The 21,961-nt window shown below is 68.3% G+C and carries 22 protein-coding genes; 13 read left to right on the top strand and 9 right to left on the bottom strand.

What is annotated here, in order from left to right; translation table 11 throughout:
* Positions 1-14 precede the first annotated feature (14 nt).
* Positions 15-842: an undecaprenyl-diphosphate phosphatase gene (locus GC106_RS13280; protein ID WP_173129127.1), complete on the bottom strand. Its 828-nt coding sequence runs from the start codon at positions 840-842 to the stop codon at positions 15-17.
* Positions 843-965: 123 nt separating this feature from the next.
* On the opposite strand from GC106_RS13280, the gene GC106_RS13275 reads away from it, so the two are divergent.
* From GC106_RS13275 to GC106_RS13250, 6 genes are all read left to right on the top strand, one after another.
* Complete coding sequence (locus GC106_RS13275) at positions 966-1,943, top strand: aldo/keto reductase (RefSeq protein WP_173129124.1); 978 nt, start codon at positions 966-968, stop codon at positions 1,941-1,943.
* 78 nt (positions 1,944-2,021) lie between these two features.
* Positions 2,022-3,014, top strand: coding sequence for a YncE family protein (locus GC106_RS13270; protein WP_246365626.1), 993 nt, complete (start codon positions 2,022-2,024; stop codon positions 3,012-3,014).
* Positions 3,011-3,223, top strand: coding sequence for a DUF5703 family protein (locus tag GC106_RS13265; protein ID WP_173129121.1), 213 nt, complete (start codon positions 3,011-3,013; stop codon positions 3,221-3,223). Before GC106_RS13270 ends, GC106_RS13265 begins: the two co-directional genes overlap by 4 nt.
* Before the next feature lie 74 nt (positions 3,224-3,297).
* Positions 3,298-3,951, top strand: a complete 654-nt coding sequence (locus tag GC106_RS13260) for an HD domain-containing protein (protein WP_173129118.1) — start codon at positions 3,298-3,300, stop codon at positions 3,949-3,951.
* 16 nt (positions 3,952-3,967) lie between these two features.
* Positions 3,968-4,915, top strand: a complete 948-nt coding sequence (locus tag GC106_RS13255; RefSeq protein WP_217280498.1) for a D-2-hydroxyacid dehydrogenase family protein — start codon at positions 3,968-3,970, stop codon at positions 4,913-4,915.
* A gap of 56 nt (positions 4,916-4,971) precedes the next feature.
* A complete protein-coding gene (locus GC106_RS13250) occupies positions 4,972-5,793 on the top strand; it encodes a peptidoglycan-binding domain-containing protein (RefSeq protein ID WP_173129113.1) in 822 nt (273 codons plus the stop codon).
* A 71-nt stretch (positions 5,794-5,864) separates the two neighbouring features.
* Here GC106_RS13250 and GC106_RS13245 read toward each other — a convergent pair whose 3' ends face one another.
* Together GC106_RS13245 and GC106_RS13240 are read right to left on the bottom strand one after the other, a co-directional pair.
* Positions 5,865-9,557 (bottom strand): ATP-binding protein, encoded by a 3,693-nt coding sequence (locus GC106_RS13245; RefSeq protein WP_173129110.1) that lies wholly within the window; start codon positions 9,555-9,557, stop codon positions 5,865-5,867.
* A 2-nt stretch (positions 9,558-9,559) separates the two neighbouring features.
* Positions 9,560-9,946: a toll/interleukin-1 receptor domain-containing protein gene (locus GC106_RS13240; RefSeq protein ID WP_173129107.1), complete on the bottom strand. Its 387-nt coding sequence runs from the start codon at positions 9,944-9,946 to the stop codon at positions 9,560-9,562.
* A 135-nt stretch (positions 9,947-10,081) separates the two neighbouring features.
* On the opposite strand from GC106_RS13240, the gene GC106_RS13235 reads away from it, so the two are divergent.
* A complete protein-coding gene (locus GC106_RS13235; RefSeq protein WP_173129104.1) occupies positions 10,082-10,405 on the top strand; it encodes a putative quinol monooxygenase in 324 nt (107 codons plus the stop codon).
* 64 nt (positions 10,406-10,469) lie between these two features.
* Here GC106_RS13235 and GC106_RS13230 read toward each other — a convergent pair whose 3' ends face one another.
* A complete protein-coding gene (locus tag GC106_RS13230) occupies positions 10,470-11,477 on the bottom strand; it encodes a methyltransferase (protein WP_312872626.1) in 1,008 nt (335 codons plus the stop codon).
* 222 nt (positions 11,478-11,699) lie between these two features.
* Positions 11,700-12,056: a GntR family transcriptional regulator gene (locus GC106_RS13225; RefSeq protein WP_173129102.1), complete on the bottom strand. Its 357-nt coding sequence runs from the start codon at positions 12,054-12,056 to the stop codon at positions 11,700-11,702.
* Positions 12,057-12,285: 229 nt separating this feature from the next.
* On the opposite strand from GC106_RS13225, the gene GC106_RS13220 reads away from it, so the two are divergent.
* The 5 genes from GC106_RS13220 (at position 12,286) to GC106_RS13200 (ending at position 19,467) form a co-directional block, all read left to right on the top strand.
* Positions 12,286-13,422 (top strand): DUF6745 domain-containing protein, encoded by a 1,137-nt coding sequence (locus GC106_RS13220; RefSeq protein WP_217280462.1) that lies wholly within the window; start codon positions 12,286-12,288, stop codon positions 13,420-13,422.
* 22 nt (positions 13,423-13,444) lie between these two features.
* Positions 13,445-13,897: a DUF8820 family protein gene (locus GC106_RS13215; RefSeq protein WP_173129099.1), complete on the top strand. Its 453-nt coding sequence runs from the start codon at positions 13,445-13,447 to the stop codon at positions 13,895-13,897.
* A gap of 9 nt (positions 13,898-13,906) precedes the next feature.
* Positions 13,907-15,106, top strand: coding sequence for an MFS transporter (locus GC106_RS13210; RefSeq protein ID WP_173129096.1), 1,200 nt, complete (start codon positions 13,907-13,909; stop codon positions 15,104-15,106).
* A 306-nt stretch (positions 15,107-15,412) separates the two neighbouring features.
* Positions 15,413-17,515 (top strand): choice-of-anchor P domain-containing protein, encoded by a 2,103-nt coding sequence (locus tag GC106_RS13205; RefSeq protein WP_173129094.1) that lies wholly within the window; start codon positions 15,413-15,415, stop codon positions 17,513-17,515.
* A 305-nt stretch (positions 17,516-17,820) separates the two neighbouring features.
* Entirely contained in the window at positions 17,821-19,467 is a 1,647-nt protein-coding gene (locus GC106_RS13200) for a bifunctional copper resistance protein CopD/cytochrome c oxidase assembly protein (RefSeq protein WP_173129091.1), read from the top strand.
* Here GC106_RS13200 and GC106_RS13195 read toward each other — a convergent pair.
* Genes GC106_RS13195 through GC106_RS13180 form a run of 4 tightly spaced genes read right to left on the bottom strand, consistent with a single transcriptional unit; the run spans position 19,421 to position 21,418 of the window.
* Positions 19,421-19,678, bottom strand: a complete 258-nt coding sequence (locus tag GC106_RS13195) for a DUF6510 family protein (RefSeq protein ID WP_173129088.1) — start codon at positions 19,676-19,678, stop codon at positions 19,421-19,423. The genes GC106_RS13200 and GC106_RS13195 overlap by 47 nt on opposite strands.
* Complete coding sequence (locus GC106_RS13190) at positions 19,675-20,415, bottom strand: ferredoxin reductase (RefSeq protein WP_173129085.1); 741 nt, start codon at positions 20,413-20,415, stop codon at positions 19,675-19,677. The genes GC106_RS13195 and GC106_RS13190 overlap by 4 nt, the downstream gene beginning before the upstream one ends.
* Positions 20,385-20,981 (bottom strand): sulfite oxidase-like oxidoreductase, encoded by a 597-nt coding sequence (locus GC106_RS13185; RefSeq protein ID WP_173129083.1) that lies wholly within the window; start codon positions 20,979-20,981, stop codon positions 20,385-20,387. The genes GC106_RS13190 and GC106_RS13185 overlap by 31 nt, the downstream gene beginning before the upstream one ends.
* A 47-nt stretch (positions 20,982-21,028) precedes the next feature.
* Positions 21,029-21,418, bottom strand: coding sequence for a DUF5709 domain-containing protein (locus GC106_RS13180; protein ID WP_173129080.1), 390 nt, complete (start codon positions 21,416-21,418; stop codon positions 21,029-21,031).
* Positions 21,419-21,563: 145 nt separating this feature from the next.
* On the opposite strand from GC106_RS13180, the gene GC106_RS13175 reads away from it, so the two are divergent.
* Positions 21,564-21,905 carry a cupin domain-containing protein gene (locus GC106_RS13175; RefSeq protein WP_173129077.1) on the top strand — a complete coding sequence of 114 codons (342 nt, stop codon included), beginning with the start codon at positions 21,564-21,566 and terminating at the stop codon, positions 21,903-21,905.
* Positions 21,906-21,961: the final 56 nt, after the last annotated feature.

Here is a 21,961-nt window from a genome sequence, read left to right as displayed (position 1 = left end):
TCCGAACCTTAACCTCACGTCGCCGGAATGGTGTTCGTCGCCAGCAACACCATCAGCGTGATCCCCAGGACGATGCGGTACCAGACGAAGACCGAGTACGTGTGCTTCGACACGTACCGCAGCAGCCACGCGATCGTCGCGTACCCGACGACGAACGCGATCACCGTCGCCACGATCATCTGCGCGGTCGACGCGTGCGGCCCCGGCCCGGTCTTGTCCATCACGTCCGGGATGCTGAAGATCCCCGCGCCGAACACCGCCGGTAACGCCAGCAGGAACGAGTAGTCCGTCGCCGCCTTGCGCTCCAGCCCGAGGAACAACCCCGCCGTCAGCGTGCCGCCGGACCTCGACACACCCGGCACCAACGCCATGGCCTGCGCGAACCCCATCGTGATGCTGTCGCGCATGGTCAGCTGCGTGCGGGCCTGTCTGCCGATCTCGTCGGCCACCGCCAGGATCACCGCGAACACGATCATCACCGTCGCGGTGATCCACAGGTTGCGGAACGTGGTGCGGATCTCGTCCTTGAAGATCACGCCCAGCACCGCGATCGGGGCCGAGCCGATGATCACGTACCACGCCATCCGGTACTCGTCCGACCGGCGCACCCCGGCGTCGACGAACCCCTTGAACCACGCGCCGACCAGCACGCCGATCTGCTTGGCGTAGAAGATCAGCACCGCCAGCTCGGTACCCAACTGGGTGACGGCGGTGAACGAGGCACCCGCGTCGGTGCCCCAGCCCAGCGTGGACACCACCCGCAGATGCGCCGACGACGAGATCGGCAGGAACTCGGTCAGGCCCTGGACCAGTCCGAGAACTATCGCCTGCAACCAGTCCAAACCGCTACTCCAACCGATGTCCGTGCGCGTGGGGGCCGCGAAGAATCTTGGCCTACGCCCGATCGCGGCCGACCATGGCCCTTGCCCGGCCGGGGTGATCGTCAGCCCTTAGGCTCACGGTTCGTGGAGTACCGACACCTCGGCCGCAGCGGCCTGCGGGTGTCCCGGCTCGCCCTCGGCACGATGACCTGGGGCCGGGACACCGACGCCGACGAGGCGGCCAACCAGCTCGTCGCGTTCACCGAAGCGGGCGGCACCCTCGTGGACACCGCGGACGTCTACGCCGAAGGCGAGTGCGAGCGGATCCTCGGGGCCCTGCTCGACGACGTCGTCCCACGCGACCAGGTGATCATCGCCACCAAAGCCGTGGCCCGCCGCACCGAAGGCCCGTTCGGCGGCGGCGCCTCCCGCGCGGCCCTGCTGCACGCCCTCGACGGCTCGCTGCGCAGGCTGGGCGTCGACCACATCGACCTGTGGCAACTGCACGCCTGGGACGCCGCGGTCCCGCTCGACGAGACCCTCGGCGCGCTCGACGCCGCCGTGCGCAGCGGCAAGGTCCGCTACACCGGCGTGTCCAACTACTCCGGCTGGCAGCTGTCCACCGCCGCCACCATGCAGCTGATGTCCGGCGGCGCCACCCCGATCATCAGCACCCAGGTCGAGTACTCCCTGGCCGAACGCGGCATCGAACGCGAGGTCGTGCCCGCCGCCGAGCACCACGGCATCGGCATCCTGCCCTGGGCGCCCCTGGGCCGCGGCGTGCTCACCGGCAAGTACCGCTCCGGCACACCCGCCGACTCCCGCGGCGCCTCCGCGCACTACGCGCCCTACGTCGAGCACCACCGCACCGAACGCGCCGCCCGCATCGTGCAGGCCGTCTCCACCGCCGCCGACGGACTGGGAACGTCCCCGCTGGCTGTGGCGTTGGCCTGGGTGCGGGACCGTCCCGGCGTCGTGGCCCCCGTGATCGGCGCCCGGGACACCGGGCAGCTCGCCGGATCGCTCGTGACCGAGGAGCTGACCCTGCCCGCCGCCATCCGGGCCGCGCTGGACGACGTCAGCGGGATCGAGCTCGGCTACCCGGAGCAACGACTCGGGTGAAGGTTGCCCGCAACACGTGACCTGGCGTCGTGAATCGGGGATGCTGGGTGAACAAGACGTTACTGATGGAGGTCGCTGTTGCATCGGCTGGTAGCCGTGGTGTCGGGTGTGGCGCTGCTGGCGGGGTGTTCGCAGTCGAGCGAGCCGCACGACGACCTCCAGGTCACCGACAACCTCGTGGCGGCCGTCGCCGCCGTCTCCCCGTCGACCTCGGCACCGTCCGGCACGGTCGTCCCCGTCGCCGCCAAGATCACCGGCATGGTGGCCGTACCGCGCGCACGCACCGTCGCGCTCGCGACCGACAGCCCGCAGCTGCTGCTGCTCAACCTCGACGACCCGGGCGCACCGGCCCGATCCGTGGCCATGCCCGGCCCGGTCACCGCGCTGAGCGCCCTGCCTGACGGCGTGCTGGCGTCCGTCGGCTCGGCCAGACAGGTCCTCACCGTCCCGCTTCCCGCGGCCACCCCGACCACGCTGCAAGTGCAGAACGCGCCAGGCAGCGCCACGGTGCAGGGCGATCTGACGCTCGTGCCGCTGACCGACGGCAAAGCCGTCGACGTCGTGCGCGACGGCGTGGCCGAGAAGAAGATCTCCGGCAGCATGTTCAGCGCCGACCAGGTCCTCACCACCGGCCAGAACGTGGTCGTGCTTGACCGGCTGCGCACCGCGTTGTTCGATATCGACCTCACGGAGGGCAAAGTCGGGGCCGGCCAGCGCGCGGGCTTCGGCGCCACCAACGCGACCACCGACCGGTACGGCCGGGTGCTCGTCACCGACACGCGCGGCGGCGCGCTCCTGGCCTTCACCACCAACCCGGTCATGCTCAAACAGCGCTACCCCGTACCGGGGGCGCCCTACGGCATCACGTACGACCCGGAACGTGACCTGGCGTGGGTCACCCTGACAGAACGGAACGAGGTGGTCGGCTACCACGTCGCCGGTGGCGAACCCCGGGAAACACACCGGTTCGCCACTGTCGTGCAACCGAATTCGGTGACCGTCGACCCGGACAGCGGGCGTGTCCTCGTGGCATCCGCGACCGGTGGAGGAGTTCAGGTGATGCAGCCGTGAACGATGGGGTGGTTGAAGGGGATTGGGAGTACCGGCCGCTGAAGCTGCCACCCGGGGTGTCCCGGGTCAGCGCGGCGGTCCAGCTGTCGATCCAGGCGGAGTTCGCCGGGTGGGAGTTGTCGCGCGTGCGGCTCTACTCCGACGGCACCCGCAAAGTCCTGCTACGCCGCAAGCGCACCCGGGCGGGCGTACCCGGCCTGATGATCTAGACCACCTCGGCCACCAGCACCCCGGCGACGGTGCCGGGGCGCTGCCCGCTGGCGCGATCTGCGAGGCTGGGATCATGAACGACCGCACGCCGCTGCTGACCGACCAGACCCCGTTGCCGGACACCATCGAGGCTCGGCTGCGGCGACAACTGACCTTCCTGATCGAGGTCGACCGGCTCAAGACGATCCTGCGGCAGTCACCACTCGCCGCGGCCGACCGCCGGGAGAACGACGCCGAACACTCGTGGCACCTGGCCATGATGGTGGTCGTCCTGGCCGAGTACGCCGACGAACCCATCGACGTCGGCCACACCATCAAGCTCGTCCTCGTCCACGACCTGGTCGAGATCTACGCGGGCGACACCCCGATCTACCACCCGACCATGGGCGCCGACCAGGCCGAGCGCGAACTCGCCGCGGCGGAGAAGCTCTTCGGCATGCTGCCCGCCGACCAGGCCGCCGAGATCCGGGCACTGTGGGACGAGTTCGAGGCACGCCAGACCCCGGAAGCACGGTTCGCCAAGGCCATGGACCGCCTGGAACCCCAGCTGCTGAACTGGATGGCCCGCGGCGGCACGTGGCTGAGCCCCGGCATCACCGCCGACGACGTCCGGGCCCGCAAAGCCATGATTGGCGACGCCTCCCAGGCACTGTGGGCGGCCAGCAAACAGATCATCGCCGAGGGCGAACGCCGCGGCTGGGCCCGGCCCGGCCAGGCGCGGCGGTAGCGTGTCGATCATGAGCCTGCGATGCGCGATTCTGGACGACTACCAAGGCGTCGCCCTGGGCATGGCCGACTGGTCGGTGCTCGACGGCCAAGTCGACGTGACCGTCCACCGTGAACACATCGCCGACCAGGACGCGCTCGTCGACGCCCTGCGCGACAAGCAAATCGTCGTGATCATGCGTGAGCGCACGCCGTTCCCCGCCGAACTGATCGCCCGGCTGCCCGAGCTGGAACTGCTGATCACCAGCGGCATGCGCAACGCCGCCATCGACCTGGCCGCGGCCGCCGAGCACGGCGTGACCGTCTGCGGAACGGCCAGCACCTCCACACCACCGGCCGAGCTGACGTGGGCCTTGATCCTCGGGCTGGCCCGTCACCTGGTGCCCGAGAGCACCGCCCTGCGCACCAACGGCCCATGGCAGAGCACCGTCGGCACCGGCCTCGCGGGCAGAACCCTCGGCCTGATCGGATTCGGCAAGATCGGCGTCCAGATGGCCCGGATCGGGCGCGCGTTCGGCATGGACGTCGCCGCGTGGAGCGCCAACCTGACCGCCGAACGCACCGCCGCGGAAGGCGTACGGCTGGTCACCAAGGGCGAACTGCTCTCCCGCAGCGACGTCGTGTCGATCCACGTCGTGCTCAGCGACCGCACCAGGGGCCTGATCGGCGCAGGCGAGCTGGCGCTGATGCGCCCGGAGGCCCTGCTGATCAACACCTCCCGCGCCGCGATCGTGGACCAGCAGGCCCTGGTGGAAGCCTTGCGGGACAACCGGATCGGCGGCGCCGGACTGGACGTCTTCGACCAGGAACCGCTGCCCGCCGGCCACCCGCTGCGCAGCCTGCCGAACGTGCTGGCCACCCCGCACCTGGGCTACGTCACCGACGGCAACTACCGGACCTACTTCCGCGAGGCCGTCGAGAACATCCAGGCCTACCTGGCGGGCACGCCCACCCGGGTTTTGTAGCTGCCTTGTATCCCTCCTCGCCAAGCTGCGTCGTACCGACCAGGAGGAGGACGAAGATGCGGAGACAGTGGGCGGCAGCGGTAGTGGCCGTCGCGGGCGCCGTCTCGATCGCCGTGGCGCCGGCGGCACAGGCGCTTCCCGTCGTGGACATGGAGAAGGTTCTGCTCGCGGCGCAGATCGATCCACGCCGCCCGGACAGCGCCCTCACGCCCGGCGCCAGGGACCACGTGCTCGTGGTCGAGCAGGCACTGCAGGCCAAGGGACTCCTCGCCGCGCAGTACGTCGACGGGCACTTCGGCACGTCCACCACCACGGCCTACACCAACCTGCAGAAGTCGTTCGGGTGGAGCGGCATCGACACCAACGGCATCCCCGGCCAGACCTCACTGGAGCGGCTGGGCGAAGGCCGGTTCACGGTGACCAACGTGGTGAGCGCGGGCGCACGGGTCAGCCACCAGGGCAAGACCATCAACACCCGCACCAAGGCCATGCTCGCCGCGGCCGAGGCCCGGCTCGGCCGGACGCTGACGATCACCCAGGGCTCGTACAACCCCGGTGGCGTCGGCGCTTCGGGCGGCACCCACGACGGCGGCGGCGCACTGGACATCTCCGTCAGCGGCATGAGCGACACGGTCAAGGTCGACGTGGTCCGCAAGCTGCGTGAGGTGGGCTTCGCGGCATGGTGGCGCAAGCCCTCACAGGGCCAGTGGGACCACCACATCCACGCGATGGCCGTGTCCGACCCGCACCAGTCCGTCTCCGCGTGGCACCAGTCGGGCGACTACTACCTCGGCCTCAACGGCCTGGCCAACCGCGCACCGGACGACGGCCCTGCCGTGACCAAGCGGACCTGGGAAGAAGTCCAGCGCGGCGAATAACCCCAGCTCACCCCTCGTGAGTGTTTATCAGGGTTAGAACCCCGATAAACACTCACGAGAGAGGGTCGGGGCTACGGTGACGGGACGTGGATCCACGCGGTCGCGTCGGTTTCCTTGATCGCGACGCTGACCTGGCGGTACGTGCTGAGATCGGCGTCCGGATGCGGGCGGATCACGGTGTCGTAGAAGGTCGCCGAGAAGATGACCGCGACCGGGCTCGCGGATTCCTCCAGCGCCTTGCGCAGCGGGATCGCGTCGACCAGCCGGAACGCGAAGTTCACCGACGCGCCGACCGGGCCGAGATCGTCGATGGGCACCTCACCGGAATGCAGCGCCACCCGCAGCTGGAACCGCCGGCTCTCCGGCTGATGACGGTTGTGGTCACCGACCGCGGCCACCAACGCCTGGGGCAGCGCGTCCACGAACACCGCCTTGGCGACCTCGGCCGGAACCAGGATCATCACGCCGTCACCGCGATCCTCGGCACGGCAGGAGTCCCAGTCGATGCCGGCGCGCCGGAACGCCGACTGCAACGCCCGGAACAGGCCACCGCGCGCCGCCTGGAAGTCCGCCAGCTCCCGCGCGGCGAACCGGGCCACGTCGACCACCAGGATCGCCGGCTCGCGCAGGCTGGCGGAGCCCCGCTGTTCCAACGAGGCCAGCTTGGTCAGCACGGTGTCGGCGTCCGGGTCACCGAACTCGTTGAGCAGCTCGAGCGCGTGCTGCCAGGTCGACCGGGCCTGCACGCGGTCACCGAGCGCTTGGTAGGTGTCGCCGAGACGGTTGAGCGTCACGGCCTCGCCGTAGCGGCTGCCGGTCTCCCGGAACAACCGCAGCGCCAGCTCGTAGTGCTCCACAGCTTCGGAGAACTGGTGCAAGCGGTGGTGGACTTGACCGAGGCCGTCCAGCGCAAGGCTTTCCCCGCTGCGGTTGTCCAGATCCCGGTACAGCTCACGGGCCGCGTAGAACTCGTTCAACGCCTGACGCAGCGCCCCGGTCTGGACCGCGCAGTCAGCCAGCGTCACCAACGCGTCGGCCTCGCCGAGACGATCAGCGTTGCGACGGAACAAGTCCAGCGCCACCCGCGCATGGAACACCGCTTCGTCGAACTGGTTACGACGCCCGTAGACCTCGCTCAGCGCGAGTTCCGAATGCGCCTCCCCCACCTCGTCACGCAGCTCACGGCACAAGCCCAGCGACAGTTCGTAATGCTTGACCGCCTCGGCGATCCGGCCGAACTGTCCGTGCACCGCACCGAGACTACGGTGGATCTCCGCCAACGCCTGCCGGTCCCGCGCCTGGTCCGCGGCCGTCAGCGCGGTCAGCTGAACGGTCTCCAGGTCGTGCCAAAGACCTTGCTGGTCAAGAAAAGGCGTGATCATCGACGCCAGCCGCCACGCTCGTTCGTCCAGGCCATGCTGTGCGGCGAAGTCGATCGCCGCGAGCAGGACGGGCCGCTCGCAGGCGAACCAGTGCCGGTCGGCTTCCGCACCGCGGGCGATGTAGTGATCCAGCACGCGCCGGATCGCCTCGTCGCGTTCCCAGCCGGAGTCGTGCGCCATGGCTTGCTCATGCGCGTAGAGCCGCAGCAGATCGTGGCAACGGTAACGCCCCGGCGAATACTGGTGGATCAGATGCGCCACACCGATCTCCCGCAGCACCTGCTGCGCCTGCGGCTCCGACAAGCCGGTCAACGCGGCCGCCGCCGCCAGCCCGATGTCCGGCCCCGGGTGCAGGCCCAGCAGCCGGAAGACCCGCGCCGACTCCGGGCTCAACGCCTGATACGTCCACGAGAACGCGGCACGGATGCTCGCGGACTCGTCATCCCCGGCCAGCACAGCCAACCTGCTGTTCGCGTCGTTCAACTCCCCCGCGAGAACCTGCAACGGGAACTCGGGATGCGCGGCGGCATGCGCCGCCACGATCCGCAACGCGAGCGGCAGACCACCGCAGTACTCGACAAGCGCGGCCGCCGCCTCCGGCTCGGCATCGACCCGTTCGTCACCCAGACAACGCGCCAGCAGCGTCAGACCCGCGTTGCGGTCGAACACGGTCAACGCCACCTGCACAGCGTCGTTCTTGGCCACCAGATCGGCCAACCGGGCCCGGCTGGTCACCAGGACACGGCACTGCGCGGAGCCAGGCAGCAAGGGCAGGACCTGTTCGCTGGACCGGGCGTTGTCCAGCAGCACAAGCATCCGCCGTCCCGCGACGATGCTGCGGTACAACGCCACCCGGGCCTCCAGTTCCACCGGCATGGCCTGCCGGGAGACCCCGAGCGCGTGCAGGAACAACAGCAACGCCTCCGCGGCCTGGACCGGACGGCCGGACGGGCTGAAGCCGTGCAGGTCCACGTACAGCTGACCGTCGGGATAACGATCGGCCACCTGGTGGGCGAAGTTGACCGCCAGCGTCGTCTTGCCGGTGCCCGGCGCGCCGGTGATCAGGAAGACGCCCGCGTCCGCCGAGCTCTCCAGCCACCCCAGTTCGGCCTCACGCCCGACGAACGTCTTCACCCCACGAGGCAGCGTGCGCGGTTTGAGCAGACGCTGGCCGGTCCCCGCGATCGTGACCTCCCCGGGCTCTCCGGGCGGCCGCGGCCAGACCGTGACCGTGATGAACCCCTTCTCCCGCAGCACTGTCGGGATCGGACTGCCACTGCCGCGGCAGTCGCGCAGCGCCGACGGAATCCCGCTGCCTTCACCCTCCACCAGACGCACCCACGACAGGATGTTGGCCAGCCGGTAGTTGCGTTTGATCGACTGCCCGTTGAACTCGGTCAGCTCGTGCGGCTCCCCCAACGGAATGTCGTGGCCGATCCAGTCGCCCGGACTGCTGATCTCCACCCGGTCGTCGAACACCCGGACGTGCACACAGGAGTCGAGCTGCGAATAGTCACGGTGCACCAACGCGTTCGCGATGATCTCGCGTACCGCGATCATCGGATAGGCATACACCGCAACGGCCTGCGCGTGGTCCTCGCTGGGCCGCTCACCCCGGCGCACGTGCTTGGCGACGAACTCACGCGCGTTGACGATCTGGTCGGTCACCGGACCGGAATGAGTCTCACCGTCGCGGTGGTCCGATCGGTCAAGGCCGTAGTACCGGACACACTTCACCATCGCGGCCGAGCACACCGCAGTCGGGTTGCGGCCGAACAGCAACGCGCCCGTGCGCGTCAACCCGCCCTCGTTGGTCCAGACCTCGATCTGCTCGAGGAACTGCCACGGAGTCAGTCCCGCCGGGAACTTGCCGCTCACCTCGGTCCGCAACTGGGAACGGAAGTTCTGCAACGAGTCGACGTCGAACATGGTCAGCTCGGTCGGCTGGTCGAGATACGGCCGCTCGGTGTTCTGCCTGGCCGGCTTCGACGCGGCCGGGAACTGCGCCGCGAGCGCGTCCAGCAGTTCCCGCACACCCGTCACCGGATCGGCGCAATACCGGGCGACTTTCGTTTTCACCGCGAGCTGCTCGACGTACGCCTGGTCCTCCATCTGCACGACGAATACACGGTTGGACGCGGCATACCCGGCATTCACGATCTTGTGCGCCCAGGCACTGCCGACCGATCTCACGGTCGCGCACAAAACGATCGGCACACCCGAAGACATGGCCTGCAAAGCCTTACCGATGCGCGACTCACCCACGAGGATCGTACCGTCGTGAGTCACTTCGTAACCGTCTCCGCGCAGCGGCCCGGCGATTTTCTCGGCAAGGTGTTCCTCGCCTTCGGCGCACACCACGTACACGGGTTGCCGGGTCATGGTCACTTCATTGCGGCGAGCAGGGCCTGGACGCCTTCGGACCAGCCGGCCGTGAGGTCGACGTGCTTGATGTCGGCCAGGATGGCGGGCGACTCACCACCGGTCAGCCGGACCGGCAGAAGCGTCACGCCCTTGCCGCTGACCTGCCTGTGCAACGCCGACATCCATTCCCGATCCTGCCACGGACTGGCCGAGGAATTGGTCGAATAACACAGCACGAGATAGGCGGCGCCGGCCAGACCGTCGTTCATCTTCCGCACCACCGAATCGCCGACATGCAGTTCCCACGTGTCCAGCCAGACATCGTGGCCGTGACCACGCAGCTCGGTCGCGAGTCGTTCCGCTTCGGCATGATCAGTACTGCGATAACTGATGAAGACAGCGGCCAAGAGACCCTCCCATCCGGCAGGTCAAGGATAGCCGCTGAACCGCACACCAGTGTGGACTGGACCACATTGGCGGCACGCCGGAACACGTCGCATTGCTTGCCGGCCGGCGGCGCACGGGTTCGCTACGATGCGGTAATGATCTTCATCACCGCCAAGTTCCTGATCAAACCGGAGTACGCCGACCAATGGCCGTCGCTGACCAAGCAGTTCACCGAGGCGACCCGCGCCGAGCCCGGCTGCCTGTGGTTCGACTGGTCGCGCAGTGTCGACAACCCGAACGAGTACGTCATCGTCGAGGCGTTCCGCGATGACGACGCCGGCGCCGAGCACGTCAACTCCGAGCATTTCCGCACCGCGCGGGCGACCCTGCCGCAGTACCTGGCCGAGACCCCGAGGATCGTCAACATGAAGGTCCCGCAGGACGACTGGTCCGCGCTCGGCGAGTTCACCGTGGCCTGACGGCGGCCGCGGCCGGGGTCGCGCCGACTCGGTGACCAACGGCGACGACCCTGGCCGGTGCGCCCTACGAGGTACTGACGCGGAACTCCAGCGCCGTGCGCCCTTCCGACACCGGACCTGACCCGGCGAGCTCCAGTCCGCAGCCGGCGGCCAGTTCGGCCAGTTCCTCCACGGTCCTTTCCCGGCCACCGAAGCACATCAGCATGAACAGGTCGATCCCGGTGCTGTCGCCCCGCCCGCGCACCGGCTCGATCACCACGACCGTGCCGTTCGGCGTGACGGCCTGACGACACCCGGCGAGGATCTTGCGGCTGTTCTCGTCATCCCAGTCGTGCAGGATGTCGGACAGCAGGCAGGCGTCGGCCCCCTCCGGCAACGGATCGAAGAAACTCCCGGACACGGCACCGGCCCGGTCAGCCAGTCCGGCGGCTTCGAACCGCGAAGCCGCCGCGGCCACCGACGGCGCGTAGTCCAGCACCCGGCCGCGCACCCCGGGATGAGCCCGCAGGATCGCGGCGAGCAGATTCCCGTCACCGCCGCCCACGTCGAGGATCTCGGTGAACCGGCCCCAGTCGAAACGGTCGGCGATCTGCGGCGCGTGCGCCTGGAACCGCCATTCCATCTGGGCGTCGAACGAACTGCGCAGTTTCGGGTCGGCCTCCAGGTCCGCCCAGAAATCGCGGCCGTACCGGCGCACGTAGGCGGGAGAATCGGTGGTGATCGTCTCAAGCAGGTCGACGAACGCGAGTTCGGCGCGCCCGCCCGCGCAGGTGATGTCGAGCAGGGGCTTGACCCCTTGCGGAGCGTCCGCGCTCATCTGGGCACCAAGGCCGGTGGGCCGGTAGCGACCGGAATCCGGGTCGACGTCGAAGACACCGACAGTGACCAGGTGATCGAGCATGCGACGCAGGGCGGGCGCCGAGGTCCCGGTCTCGGCGGCCAGCTGTGCCGCGGTCGCGCCCCCGCTGCCCGCACGCTCCACGAGACCCAGTGTCGCGGCCACTCGGATGGACATCGGAGTGGCCAGATCGGCCATGGCAAGAATCGACGGTGTTGCCGTTGGGTGATCCACCGGCGCAGGCTATCGACCACCGATTCTCTCGGGAATCACATTTCCCCGCCACAACGGCCTGAACTCCGCGGATCGCGGCCGGACGAAAACGGAGCCGGCGTGACCACGGGCTGACACAGCCGCTCAATCCTGATCGAGCCCGCGCAGCACGTGCCGCGACACGCTCACGTCCTCTGTGGACGAAGTGCCGCTCGACGCGACCGGCCCCCGCACCGGGAACACTCAGTCGACCGACAGGGCCGCCTTGACGATGCTCAACGCCTCCTCCGGATCCAGCCCGAGCGCGCGAGCCTGGGAGGCGTAATCGCGAGCGGCCCGCTGGATCACGATCCGGCTCTGCTGGCCCGCCGCGCTGACGAACGTGCCCGCCCGGCCACGGGTCTCGATGAGCCCGGCTTCCTCAAGCTCACGGTAGGCCTTGGCCACGGTGTTGGCCGCCAGGCGCAGTTCGGCGGCCAGCGCACGCACGGTCGGCAGCTTGGCGCCGACCGCCAGGGTCCGGTCGGTGATCTGCTGGGCGAACTGGGACCGGACCTGCTCGTAGGGCGCCACCGACGAGGTCGGGTCGATCGAAATCACGCCTCACGATACCGAGCCGTCCGCCGATCCGCTGTCCTGCACCGCCCGTGCGTCGATCCCCGTGACCACGCGTCGCCATCAGGTCCTGGACAAATCCCCAGCACCTCCAGTCATGTGACGCCCACCACACCCGTCAGCGACCCGGCGGCACGAGGACTTGCGTCCTCGGCCAGCGAACTGCGATCATCGTCACCATGTCGATTCGAAAGGGCGGTAACGCCCAAGCGCGATGAGCGCGGCCAGGCGGCGCAAGTCCCGCCTCGCGGACAAACCCCTTCCCTCAGTGGAATTCTGGTGGCGCGCGGTCGATATCCGCGACGAATGGTCAGCACACGCGTTGTCGTGTGAGCCCGCGGACCGCGAGACCACCCAAACAACCATCACCTCGCTGTACGCCTTGGCCGGCGCACCACCCCCGCAGTTCGTGTGGGTGGATTCGCCCTCGGCCGCCGCGGACCAGGTCCCGCCTTCGGACCCGTTACGCCACAACGGTTCCTGGCCGCTGGAAAGCCGGATCGCGACACGGGTGTCGGCACTGCGTGAACGGCTGGACCGGCGAATCGGCCGGTACCGGCCGGTCGAAGTGCCCAATCCGTCGCGGGCCGTGGCCGGCGACCAGCCAGCCAAGTCCATTTTGGACCCGTGTGTCCGGGGAGCGCTGCGCAGATCCATCCGGGAATCCGTCGCGGACATGATCCGGGCCGCCGACTCCCGGCCGTCCGGGCTGCGCTGGCTCGGCCAGCACGACGTGGACTGGATCGCGCATTACGACATGCACCAACGGGTCCTGGAAACCCGGTTCGCCGACGAGGACCTCGCCGAACTGGAACTCTGGGCCACGCTCGCCCGCTCGTGCGGCTGGTGGTGGCCCCGCGAAGACCGATGTTTCGTCGCCGAACGGCCATTGGTGCTGCGCACGGACCCGGAAACCCGCCTGCACTGCGCCGACGGCCCCGCGGTGATCTACCCGGACGGCTGGAAAGTGCACGCCTGGCACGGAACTCTCGTGCCCGCATGGGTGACCGGCACACCGACCGCGGACATGATCACAGCCGAACGCAACGTCGAGGTACGCCGCTGCGCGATCGAGAAGATCGGCTGGCCCGCGTTCATCGACCAAGCCGGATCGACACTCCTCGGCCAGGCCCCGGATCCCGGCAACCCAGGCTGCGAGCTTCGCCTCTACGCCTTGCCCGCCACCAGAACCCGGCTGCTGCTCGCGACCAACGGATCGCTGGAACGCGACGGAACCCGCCGCCAGTACGGACTGCACGTCCCCGACCGGTTCGACAACCCCGTCGACGCCGCGGGCTGGACGTACGGGCTCACCGGAGCCCAGTACGCCCAGCTGCGGCGCCGCACCTGACTCCCCCACAAGGTGATCCCTCATGTACTTGGCTGAACTACTTGACCGAACCGGGCTCGATGTCCTGGACCACCTCGAACGAGAAGTGACCGTGCCGGTGATCGACGGCCTGCAGGCACAGGGCGACCTCATCGTCATCCCGCTCGACATGGTCCCCACCATCAACCCATGGTGGGGCACCGAGCGCTACGTCCCGCGCGGCGGCGTGGAACTCGTCCGTGGCGAGGCGGGCAACAACCCGCACACGCTCGTCGCCGACCCGTGGACGTGCAAATACACCACGAACGCGCAGGATCCGCTGGTTCTCGGCATCGCGGCCTTCGCCAACACCGCTCCCGTGTACCTGATTCATCCGGAACACGGCGGCACAGGCGTCGCACCGGGAACGTGGCTCGTCCGCCGCCAACAGGAACGCCGTCAGGGCGCTCACCTCGGCAGGCGGCTACGCGGAAACACTGTTCTGGTCGCTGACTAGGCTGGCCACATGCGGAACAGCCGGCCGGCCCTGCTCATCGCTCTGGCGATCGACAACTTCGGCTCCGGCCTGTTCCTGCCCTTGGCACTCGTCTACGCGGTCCAGGTCGTCGGCCTGTCGGTCACTCAGGCAGGCACGACGGTGATGATCGGCACGCTGGCCGGCCTTGCCGTCCTGCCCTTGGCGGGACGGCTGGTCGACCGGACCGGGCCGCGCACTGTCGTTGTGTCGTCCCAAGTCGTGCAGGCGGCAGGCGCGTTCGCGTACCTCGTGGCCGACGGTCCGGCGGCCACGTTGCTCGCGGCGCTTCTGCTCGCTGCCGGTCAACAGCTGTTCTACGGCTCGGTGTTCGCGCTCATCGCTGACGTGACGGGCACCGGGCCCAAGGACAAGGCCTTCGCCGTGGCGGGCATGGTGCGGACCGCGTCTTTCGGCATCGGCAGCTTGGCGGCCGGTGTGCTGATCGCGTCGACAGGTCCGGCCGGCTATCAGATCGCAATCGCCGTGGACGCGGTGAGCTTCCTGTTGTGTGCCGTGCTGCTGCGGCTTTTCGTCCATCCTGTACGGCCGACTGTGCGGCACGCGCAGGAGTCCACGGCAGGCACTCCCCTGCGTGACCGGCCTTATCTCGCCCTGATCGGCGTGACGTTCCTGGTAGGCCTGGCTGTCGACTTCTTCCTGATCGGTCTGCCGGTCTACCTCATCGAGCAACTGCACACGCCGCCCTGGCTGACCGGCGTCGTTCTGGCCGTGTTCAACGCGATCGGCTCGACCTGCGGCACGCTGGCGGTACACGCGACCCGCAACATCAAGCGCACCACGGCGATCTCGCTCAGCGCCGGTCTCTTCGCGCTGTGGTGCGTGGCCTGCGGCGCGGCCGTCGTGGTGCCGGAGTCTTGGCGTATCCCCTACCTGCTGGCGACAACCCTGGTTGTCACCGCCGCGGGCCTGATCTTCAACTCCCGCGTGAACGCCTTGGCCGAGGCCGCCGCACCGCCGGCGACGAGGGGCCGCTACCTGGCGGCCTTCCAGTACGCGTTCGCCATCGCGGGCGTCGCCGCCCCGGGCGTGGTCGCGTTGTTCTCCGTCGCGACCTGGCTGCCGTGGCTGGTCGTGTTCGCCTGCGCGCTCCTTTCCGCGGCCGGGATGACGGCGATCGGACCTCACCTGCCGAAGCACGCCGTGATCGCCACACCCGCCCAGGTCTGAGCCCTCAAGAGTGGTACCTGTCCCCAACGGGAGGTCGACTCTACTGTGGGTTGTTGTTCGCTCAGCGGAGAACTTCCGCCAGCCGCCTGGCGTGGTCCAAATGAGACAGGCCGATGATGTGGACACTAGTCCGTTCAGGCGAAATCTGTGGTGTCCGCCGCTCTTCCTCCGGCGGGTAAACGCTCGATGAGCTCGGAGTTCTTGGCATCCATGGCAAACGTCACTCACTGAACCGGCGTAGTAACCGGATCACGCGGTGCCCGATGTTCTCCTGGGCAAGTGACCTCATCGAGGGGAAGTGGGTACGTGAGAACAAGACCTTTACTGGGTGCCGGTGCGTTGGCGCTCGCTGTCACAGCCATGGCTGGGCAGGTGGCGTACGCGGTCGACGGCAACCTGCCTGGCGGGACAAGTATCGCCGTCACGATTACCAGCCCGGCGAACAACACGGTCGTTCCGCAAGGCCCGGTGACCGTCACCGGCACAGCGGCGATCGGAACCGGAGTCGCGGTCAAGGACACGGCACTGACCTACGTGCTCGACGTGTCCGGTAGCACGGCCGGTCCCTGTAGCAACACGAACATCCTGGCGTGCGAGATCGCAGCCGGGAAGGCGTTGAACAACAAGGCGGCTGCCCCGAACACCGTCATCGGTACCGTCGGCGCGGCCGTGTTCGCCACCGGCGGCGCCGCGGCGGACGTTCGTCCCGCCGCCGGTGAGCAGCTGTCGACCACCCCGACCACCGACGACAACGGCAACAATGCCCGCGACATCGACGAGGTGCTCGACTCCGCTGTCATCGGCGGGCTCAACCAGTTCACCCCGCGCGGTGTGGGCACCGGCACGAACTTCGTCGCCGGGATCACCGCGGCAAGCGCGGTGACCAATGCGCAGACCGAGGCACGCAAGATCGTGATGTTCCTGTCGGACGGCGCACAAAGCAACAACGTCATCCCCGCTGCGAGCGCGGTGCCTGATGACACCACGTACTTCACCTTCGCGGTCGGCGGTGGCGCCAGCTGCAACTTCGGCAATTACGACGCGAGCCTGCAGGCGATCGCCGACCTCACCGGCGGCACTTGCACAGCCGTCCCTGACCCGGCCAACCTGCCGGACGTCGTGCCGGGGATCATCGCGTCCAAGTTGGTCAACCTGACCTTGTCGGTCGACGGCGGTCCCGCGACGCCGATCACCAACGTGACACCGGGTCTGCCGCAGAACGGTCCCGCCCAGGTGAACTACACGGTGAACACAGGCAACCTGACCTCTGGTTTGCACCAGCTGTGCGTCACGGCGCATGGCACCGACGGCGGCGGCGCGGGCAGCGTCACCGACTGCACGACCGTCCGGGTGAACGACCCGCCTGTGGTCACGATCGGCGGTCCGTATGCGGGTCAGGAAGGAACAGCGATCGCACTGGCCGGTCAGGTGTCCGATCCGGACGGTCCCAGCCTGACCACGAGCTGGAGCGCGACACCACTGTCCAACGTGGATCCAGGAGCGACATGTGTGTTCGGCGACGCGGCCGCGTTGGACACCACAGTGACGTGTAACGACGACGGCGTCTGGACATTGCGCCTGACCGCCAACGACTCGCTGCACCCCGACGTCTCCCAGACCACGACGCTCACTGTGAGCAACGTAGCCCCGAACGTGAGCATCTCCGCGCCCGCCAACGGGACCCAGTTCGTGCGCGGTGCCCCGGTCGGGATCACCGCACCCTTCACCGACATCGCCACGCACGACACACACACCTGTACGGTCGATTTCGCTGACGGCACACCGATCGTCAACGGAACGGTCGAGCAGGGAGCAGGATCAGGCACCTGCACCGCGTCACACACCTACACCGGTGTCGGGGCGTTCACCGTGCTGGTGACGATCACCGATGACGACGGCGGCAAGGCCACGGCGGTCGTCAAGATCGTCTCGTACGTGCGGGCCGAAGCCTGGTCGCTCAGCGCGAAGGGTCTGGTCAACGTGGCCAAGACCCCGCACGCGGAGTGCCCGCCGAACTCCGACAAGACCACAGCGTCGGTGAACGTACCTGGTATCGCCTCGGTGCAGGCGCTGCACGCCGAATGCACGATGGACGCCGACACCGGCCGCACCGACGCATCGGCGAACATCTCCAGCGCCAGCCTGCTGGGTGGCGTGATCACGCTGGCGGACCTGGAGACCAGGTGTGTCGCCAATGAGCAAGGCCTGTCCGGCTCGTCGCGGGTCGGCACGCTCAACGGCCAGCCGATCGGCACCCAGCCTGCCACCATCGGCATCCCCGGCGTCGCAACGGTGTACGTCAACCAGTCTGTGAGCGGCCCGAACGGGCAGTACGCCCAGTACGCCGTGCGGGTGGTCACTTTGCTGGGACAGGAGATCATTGTGGCGGGCTGTCGAATGGGCTACTAGCCCGGCAGTGAGCCGGTAAACCTCGATCCACCGTGGGAATGTCCCGGTGCCGGCAGCGGCACCGGGACACCGACGTCACGTCCCGGCGACCACTCCACACGATCGACTCGGTGCCGTCCGGGCAGGTTGACCTATTTCGTCACTATGTTTTTGACAGTGATCGTAGTACTGGACGAAGTCGAATAGTCGGCGGGTGCATACAGAGTGGCGGTATTCGCGCAGGCCTCTAGGCTCCGCGCGTGCGCGTACCTCCGAAGACTGTTGCCCTTCTTGGGATCGGAACGGTCCTCGCCTGCTTTGCCGCGGTGGGACTGCTGTCCGTCACAGGGAACGACTTCACCGTCGCGGGGTTACGCGGCACGGACCTCTACGCCAGCTACGGCCTGCCTGTCGTGCGGGTACTGGCCGAGGTGAGCGCCGTCGTCTGTATCGGCGGGCTGTTGTTCTCCGCGTTCCTGCTGCCGTCACCGCACCGCGCCTCGATCCGGACGGCAGGCTGGGCGGCCGTCTTGTGGGGCGTGGCCGCGCTTCTGTCCGTTCCGTTCACCTTGGCCGACGCTTACGCCAGGCCGCTGGGTTACGTGCTGGAGTTCGATCGCCTGCTGGCACTGGCTTTCGCGGTCGAGCCAACGCGAGCGTGGATGCTGACCGCGCTCGTCGCGGCGGTCATCGCCATTGCCGCGACGAGGGTGGAGACCCGGCGTTCTTCCCGGCTGCTTCTGGGTTTGGCGTTGTTCGGGTTGGTTCCGGTCGCGTCGAGCGGACACTCGTCGAGCGGTGGTGATCACGACTGGGCCACCTCAAGTCTGCTGGTCCACCTGGTCGCCGCGGCGCTGTGGGTCGGCGGACTCGTCGCGATTCTGGCCTACCGGAAGGGCGAACACCTCACCGCCGCCGTCACCAGGTACTCCACAGTGGCCTTGTGGTGCTGGATCGCACTGGCCGCGTCGGGCGTGATCAACGCACTGGTGCGGGTCAGACCGCCGAACCTCGTCACGACCTCGTACGGCTGGCTTGTCATCGCGAAACTCGGGGCGTTGCTGGTACTCGGTGTGTTCGGGTATTTCCAACGGCGCCATGGCGTGCGCGAGGTCGTACAAACCGGCACCGGCCGGGCATTGCTCAAACTCGGCGCCGTCGAAGTCCTGATGATGCTGATGACCATCGGCCTCGCGGCCGCGCTCGCGCGCACGCCACCGCCCGACCACAACGAGCTCGTCCCGACGGTGGAGCTCAAGCTGGGCTATGTCCTCAGTGGACCGCCGGATCTGGCCCGGCTGGTCACCGACTGGCGGTTCGATCTCCTGCTCGGCACGGCCGCGATCGTGCTCGCCGTGCTGCGGTTCCGGTCGCTCACGTGGATCGCGGGCTGCGCCGGGGTCGTGATCGCCACGTCGTCAGGCATCGGGCGGTACGCACCGGCCGTCTTCAGTCTTGACGTGCTGAGCACGATGATCCTGGCGGTCCTCTCCCCCATGTTGCTGGCCATCGGCGCTCCCCGGTCATGGCGTGTACTCATGCACCCCATCGCCGCCACCGCGCTGTTCGGCAGTTCCGTCTACCTGGTGTACCTCACCGGCGTGTTCGAGTGGTCGTCGGACCAGCCGGTCGTGCGTGCCGGGATTCACCTGTGGCTCCTGCTCACCGGCTTCGTCTTCTTCTGCTCCGCGTTCGCGCCCGAGATCGCGTTGCGGGACCGGCGGACGATGACGGTCGCGGCGCTGGTGACACAGTCCGTGTTCGGCGTCGCACTGCTGCTCAAGGACAACGCGATCGGCGAGGCGTTCTACCGGTCACTGAAGTTGCCCTGGACGGCGGATCTGCTCGCGTCCCAGCAACTCGGTGGCGCGATCGCGTTCGGCTTCGGTGTCGTGCCGTTGCTGGCCGTGTCGCTGATGCTGTTCGTCACGCCTCAGCGGGCAGCGGAACGCGAACTGACTGCGAGCCCCTGAGGTCCAGCCAGATCTCGGTGTCGGTCCGGACCATCCGCGCGGTGATCTCGCCACAGTGCGAGCACCGCACCACGATGCCGGGACCGGCGTCGTAGACGTGGTGCTCGGCGAACGGGCCGAGCTGACCACACGAGGCGCAGGTCAGCTTGAGCACCGAGACGTCGAAGCCGAGAGCTCCCGCGACCGCGTTGCCGTCGACGTGCATTGTCATCCTCCGGAGGGGCCGAATCGTTCGGTTCGGATCGTGCCGGGATCGTGCCCCTGGTCCACCAGTGCTTGCGCCGCCGCCTCGACGAACCCGGTCGGGCCGCACACGTACGTGCGAGCGCCCGCGTCCGCGGGCCACAGCACCGACAGGTCCTCCGGCCGGATACGGCCCGGCGGCCTGCCTGAGGGTGACTCCGAACGGGTGTAGATCGTGGTGACCTCGATGCCGTGCTTGCCGAGTTCTTCGGCGTAGTACTCGTCGGCTGGGCCCCGGACCGAGTAGAGCAGCTTGAACCCGGCGTCGCTGCCTGCCTGGGTCCGGGCGCGGATCATCGCCATCAGCGGCACGATCCCCGACCCGCCCGCGACCAGCGAGACCGGCTTGCCCAGCGACGGCTCCCAGGTGAACCAGCCGCCGATCGGGCCGCGCAGTTCGATCACGTCGTCCGGCAGCAGGTCGTCGACCAGGAACGGGGAAACCTCACCGTCGGTGACCTTCTGGACCAGGATCTCGATGCGGTCCTCGTCGGCGGGCGCGGCCAGCGAGTAGCTGCGCTGCACGCTGTAGCCGTCCTCGGCGGTCAGCCGGACGTCGATGTGCTGGCCGGCGAGGTGACCGGCCCAGTCGGGGACGTCGAACACGATCGTGCGGGAGGTGGGCGTCTCGACCCGGATGTCCGCGACCTTTCCGGGTAGCCAGCGCAGGACCATCAGTCGCCCGAATACCGCTGCTCGCGCCACGGGTCACCGTAGTTGTGGTAGCCGAGCGTCTCCCAGAACCCCGGCTGCTCGTCGTCGCTCAGCTCGAGTCCTTTCACCCACTTCGCGGACTTCCAGAAGTACAGGTGCGGCACGAGCAGCCTGACCGGGCCGCCGTGCTCGGGGTGCAGGTCGTCGCCTTCGTAGCGGTAGACCAGCCAGGCCTTACCGTCGACCAGGTCCTCCACCGGAAGATTTGTGGTGTAGCCGCCGTACGAGCGGACAACCGCGTAGTCCGCCCCGGTGTCGACGGCCTCGAAGAAGGTGTCGAGCGAAACGCCCTGCCAGCTGGTCTGCAGCTTGGACCACTTCGTCACGCAGTGAATGTCCACAGTCGGCTGCTCGCTGGGCAGGGCGAGCAGGTCACGCCAGGTCCAGGTGTGCTTGTCGCCCGCCTCGTTGGTGATCGTGAACTGCCAGTCGTCCTGCTTGATCCGGGGCGTCGGACCGGCCGACAGGACCGGGAAGTCACGCGTCAGGTACTGGCCAGGGGGCAGGTCGGGCGCGGAGTCCCGTCTGCCCCGGAAGCCCCGGGTCACGATGCTCATGCGTGCATTGTGGTCAGCGCATGGATCGTCCGCCAGAGCGGGGCGGCTCAGTACTCCCGCGGGTCGACGAGGTGCACCGCGGCCTCCTCGGCGGACGCCGCGCCGCCGTCGATGCCCACGTCCGAGGCGTAGAGCTCGTCGTCACTGTCCGTTCCGAACCCTTCGTCCTGCGCGACCAGACGGCCCGCGCGGAAGTGACCGACCTCGTCGTCGATCAGCTCGCCGTCGGTGTCGCGCGCGTCGCCGAGGCCGTCGCCGTCGTCATCGGCCAGGTCGGGCTCTTCCCTGGCGAGCCGGTCTGCCAGGCTCACACCTTCGTCGAGGACCGGCGCCTTCTCGGGCGGCGAGTACCCCTCGTCGTAGGCGTTGCGGTCGTCCAATGTGTCCTCTGGATCGAGGATTCCGGTGTCCGCGTTGTCATCGATGTCGTTGTCCACGGCGACACTGTACGCCGGACACCTTGTTCGCATGGATGAACCGACGTCAGGTCGTTGAACAAACCGAAAGGAAACGCGGGTCGGCAGCCCGGGCCGCACGCACCCATCGCGGACGGGCTCCCGCCGGCGATGTTTGGATGGCGCGGTGAAAGGCGAGCGTGAGTTCTTCCGGGTCGACGACATCCCGTGGCAGCAGAGCGTGCGGGACGGTGTCGCCGAGCGGGTGCTGGCACGGGACGAGGACGACCCGAAGATCTTGACCAGGCTGGCCCGCTGGGCACCGGGCCTGGACACGTCGCCCGCGGGCGTGATCACGCACGACTACGCCGAAGAGGTGTACATCCTCGACGGTTCGCTGCACGACCTGACGCTGGACCGGACCTTCCGGGCCGGTGACTTCGCCGCCCGGCCGCCGGGCATGCCGCACGGTCCCTATCGGACGGACGAGGGCTGCGTGATGCTCGAGACCCGCTACCGGGCGAGCTGACGATCCTCTTCGGAGTCCGGCACTGGTTTAGACCGGTATAGACCTACCCGGAAGTA

It is taken from the genome of Kibdelosporangium persicum, assembly GCF_013280595.1.
Classification (GTDB): Bacteria; Actinomycetota; Actinomycetes; order Mycobacteriales; family Pseudonocardiaceae; genus Kibdelosporangium; species Kibdelosporangium persicum.
This window is presented reverse-complemented; position numbering and strand designations above follow the sequence as displayed.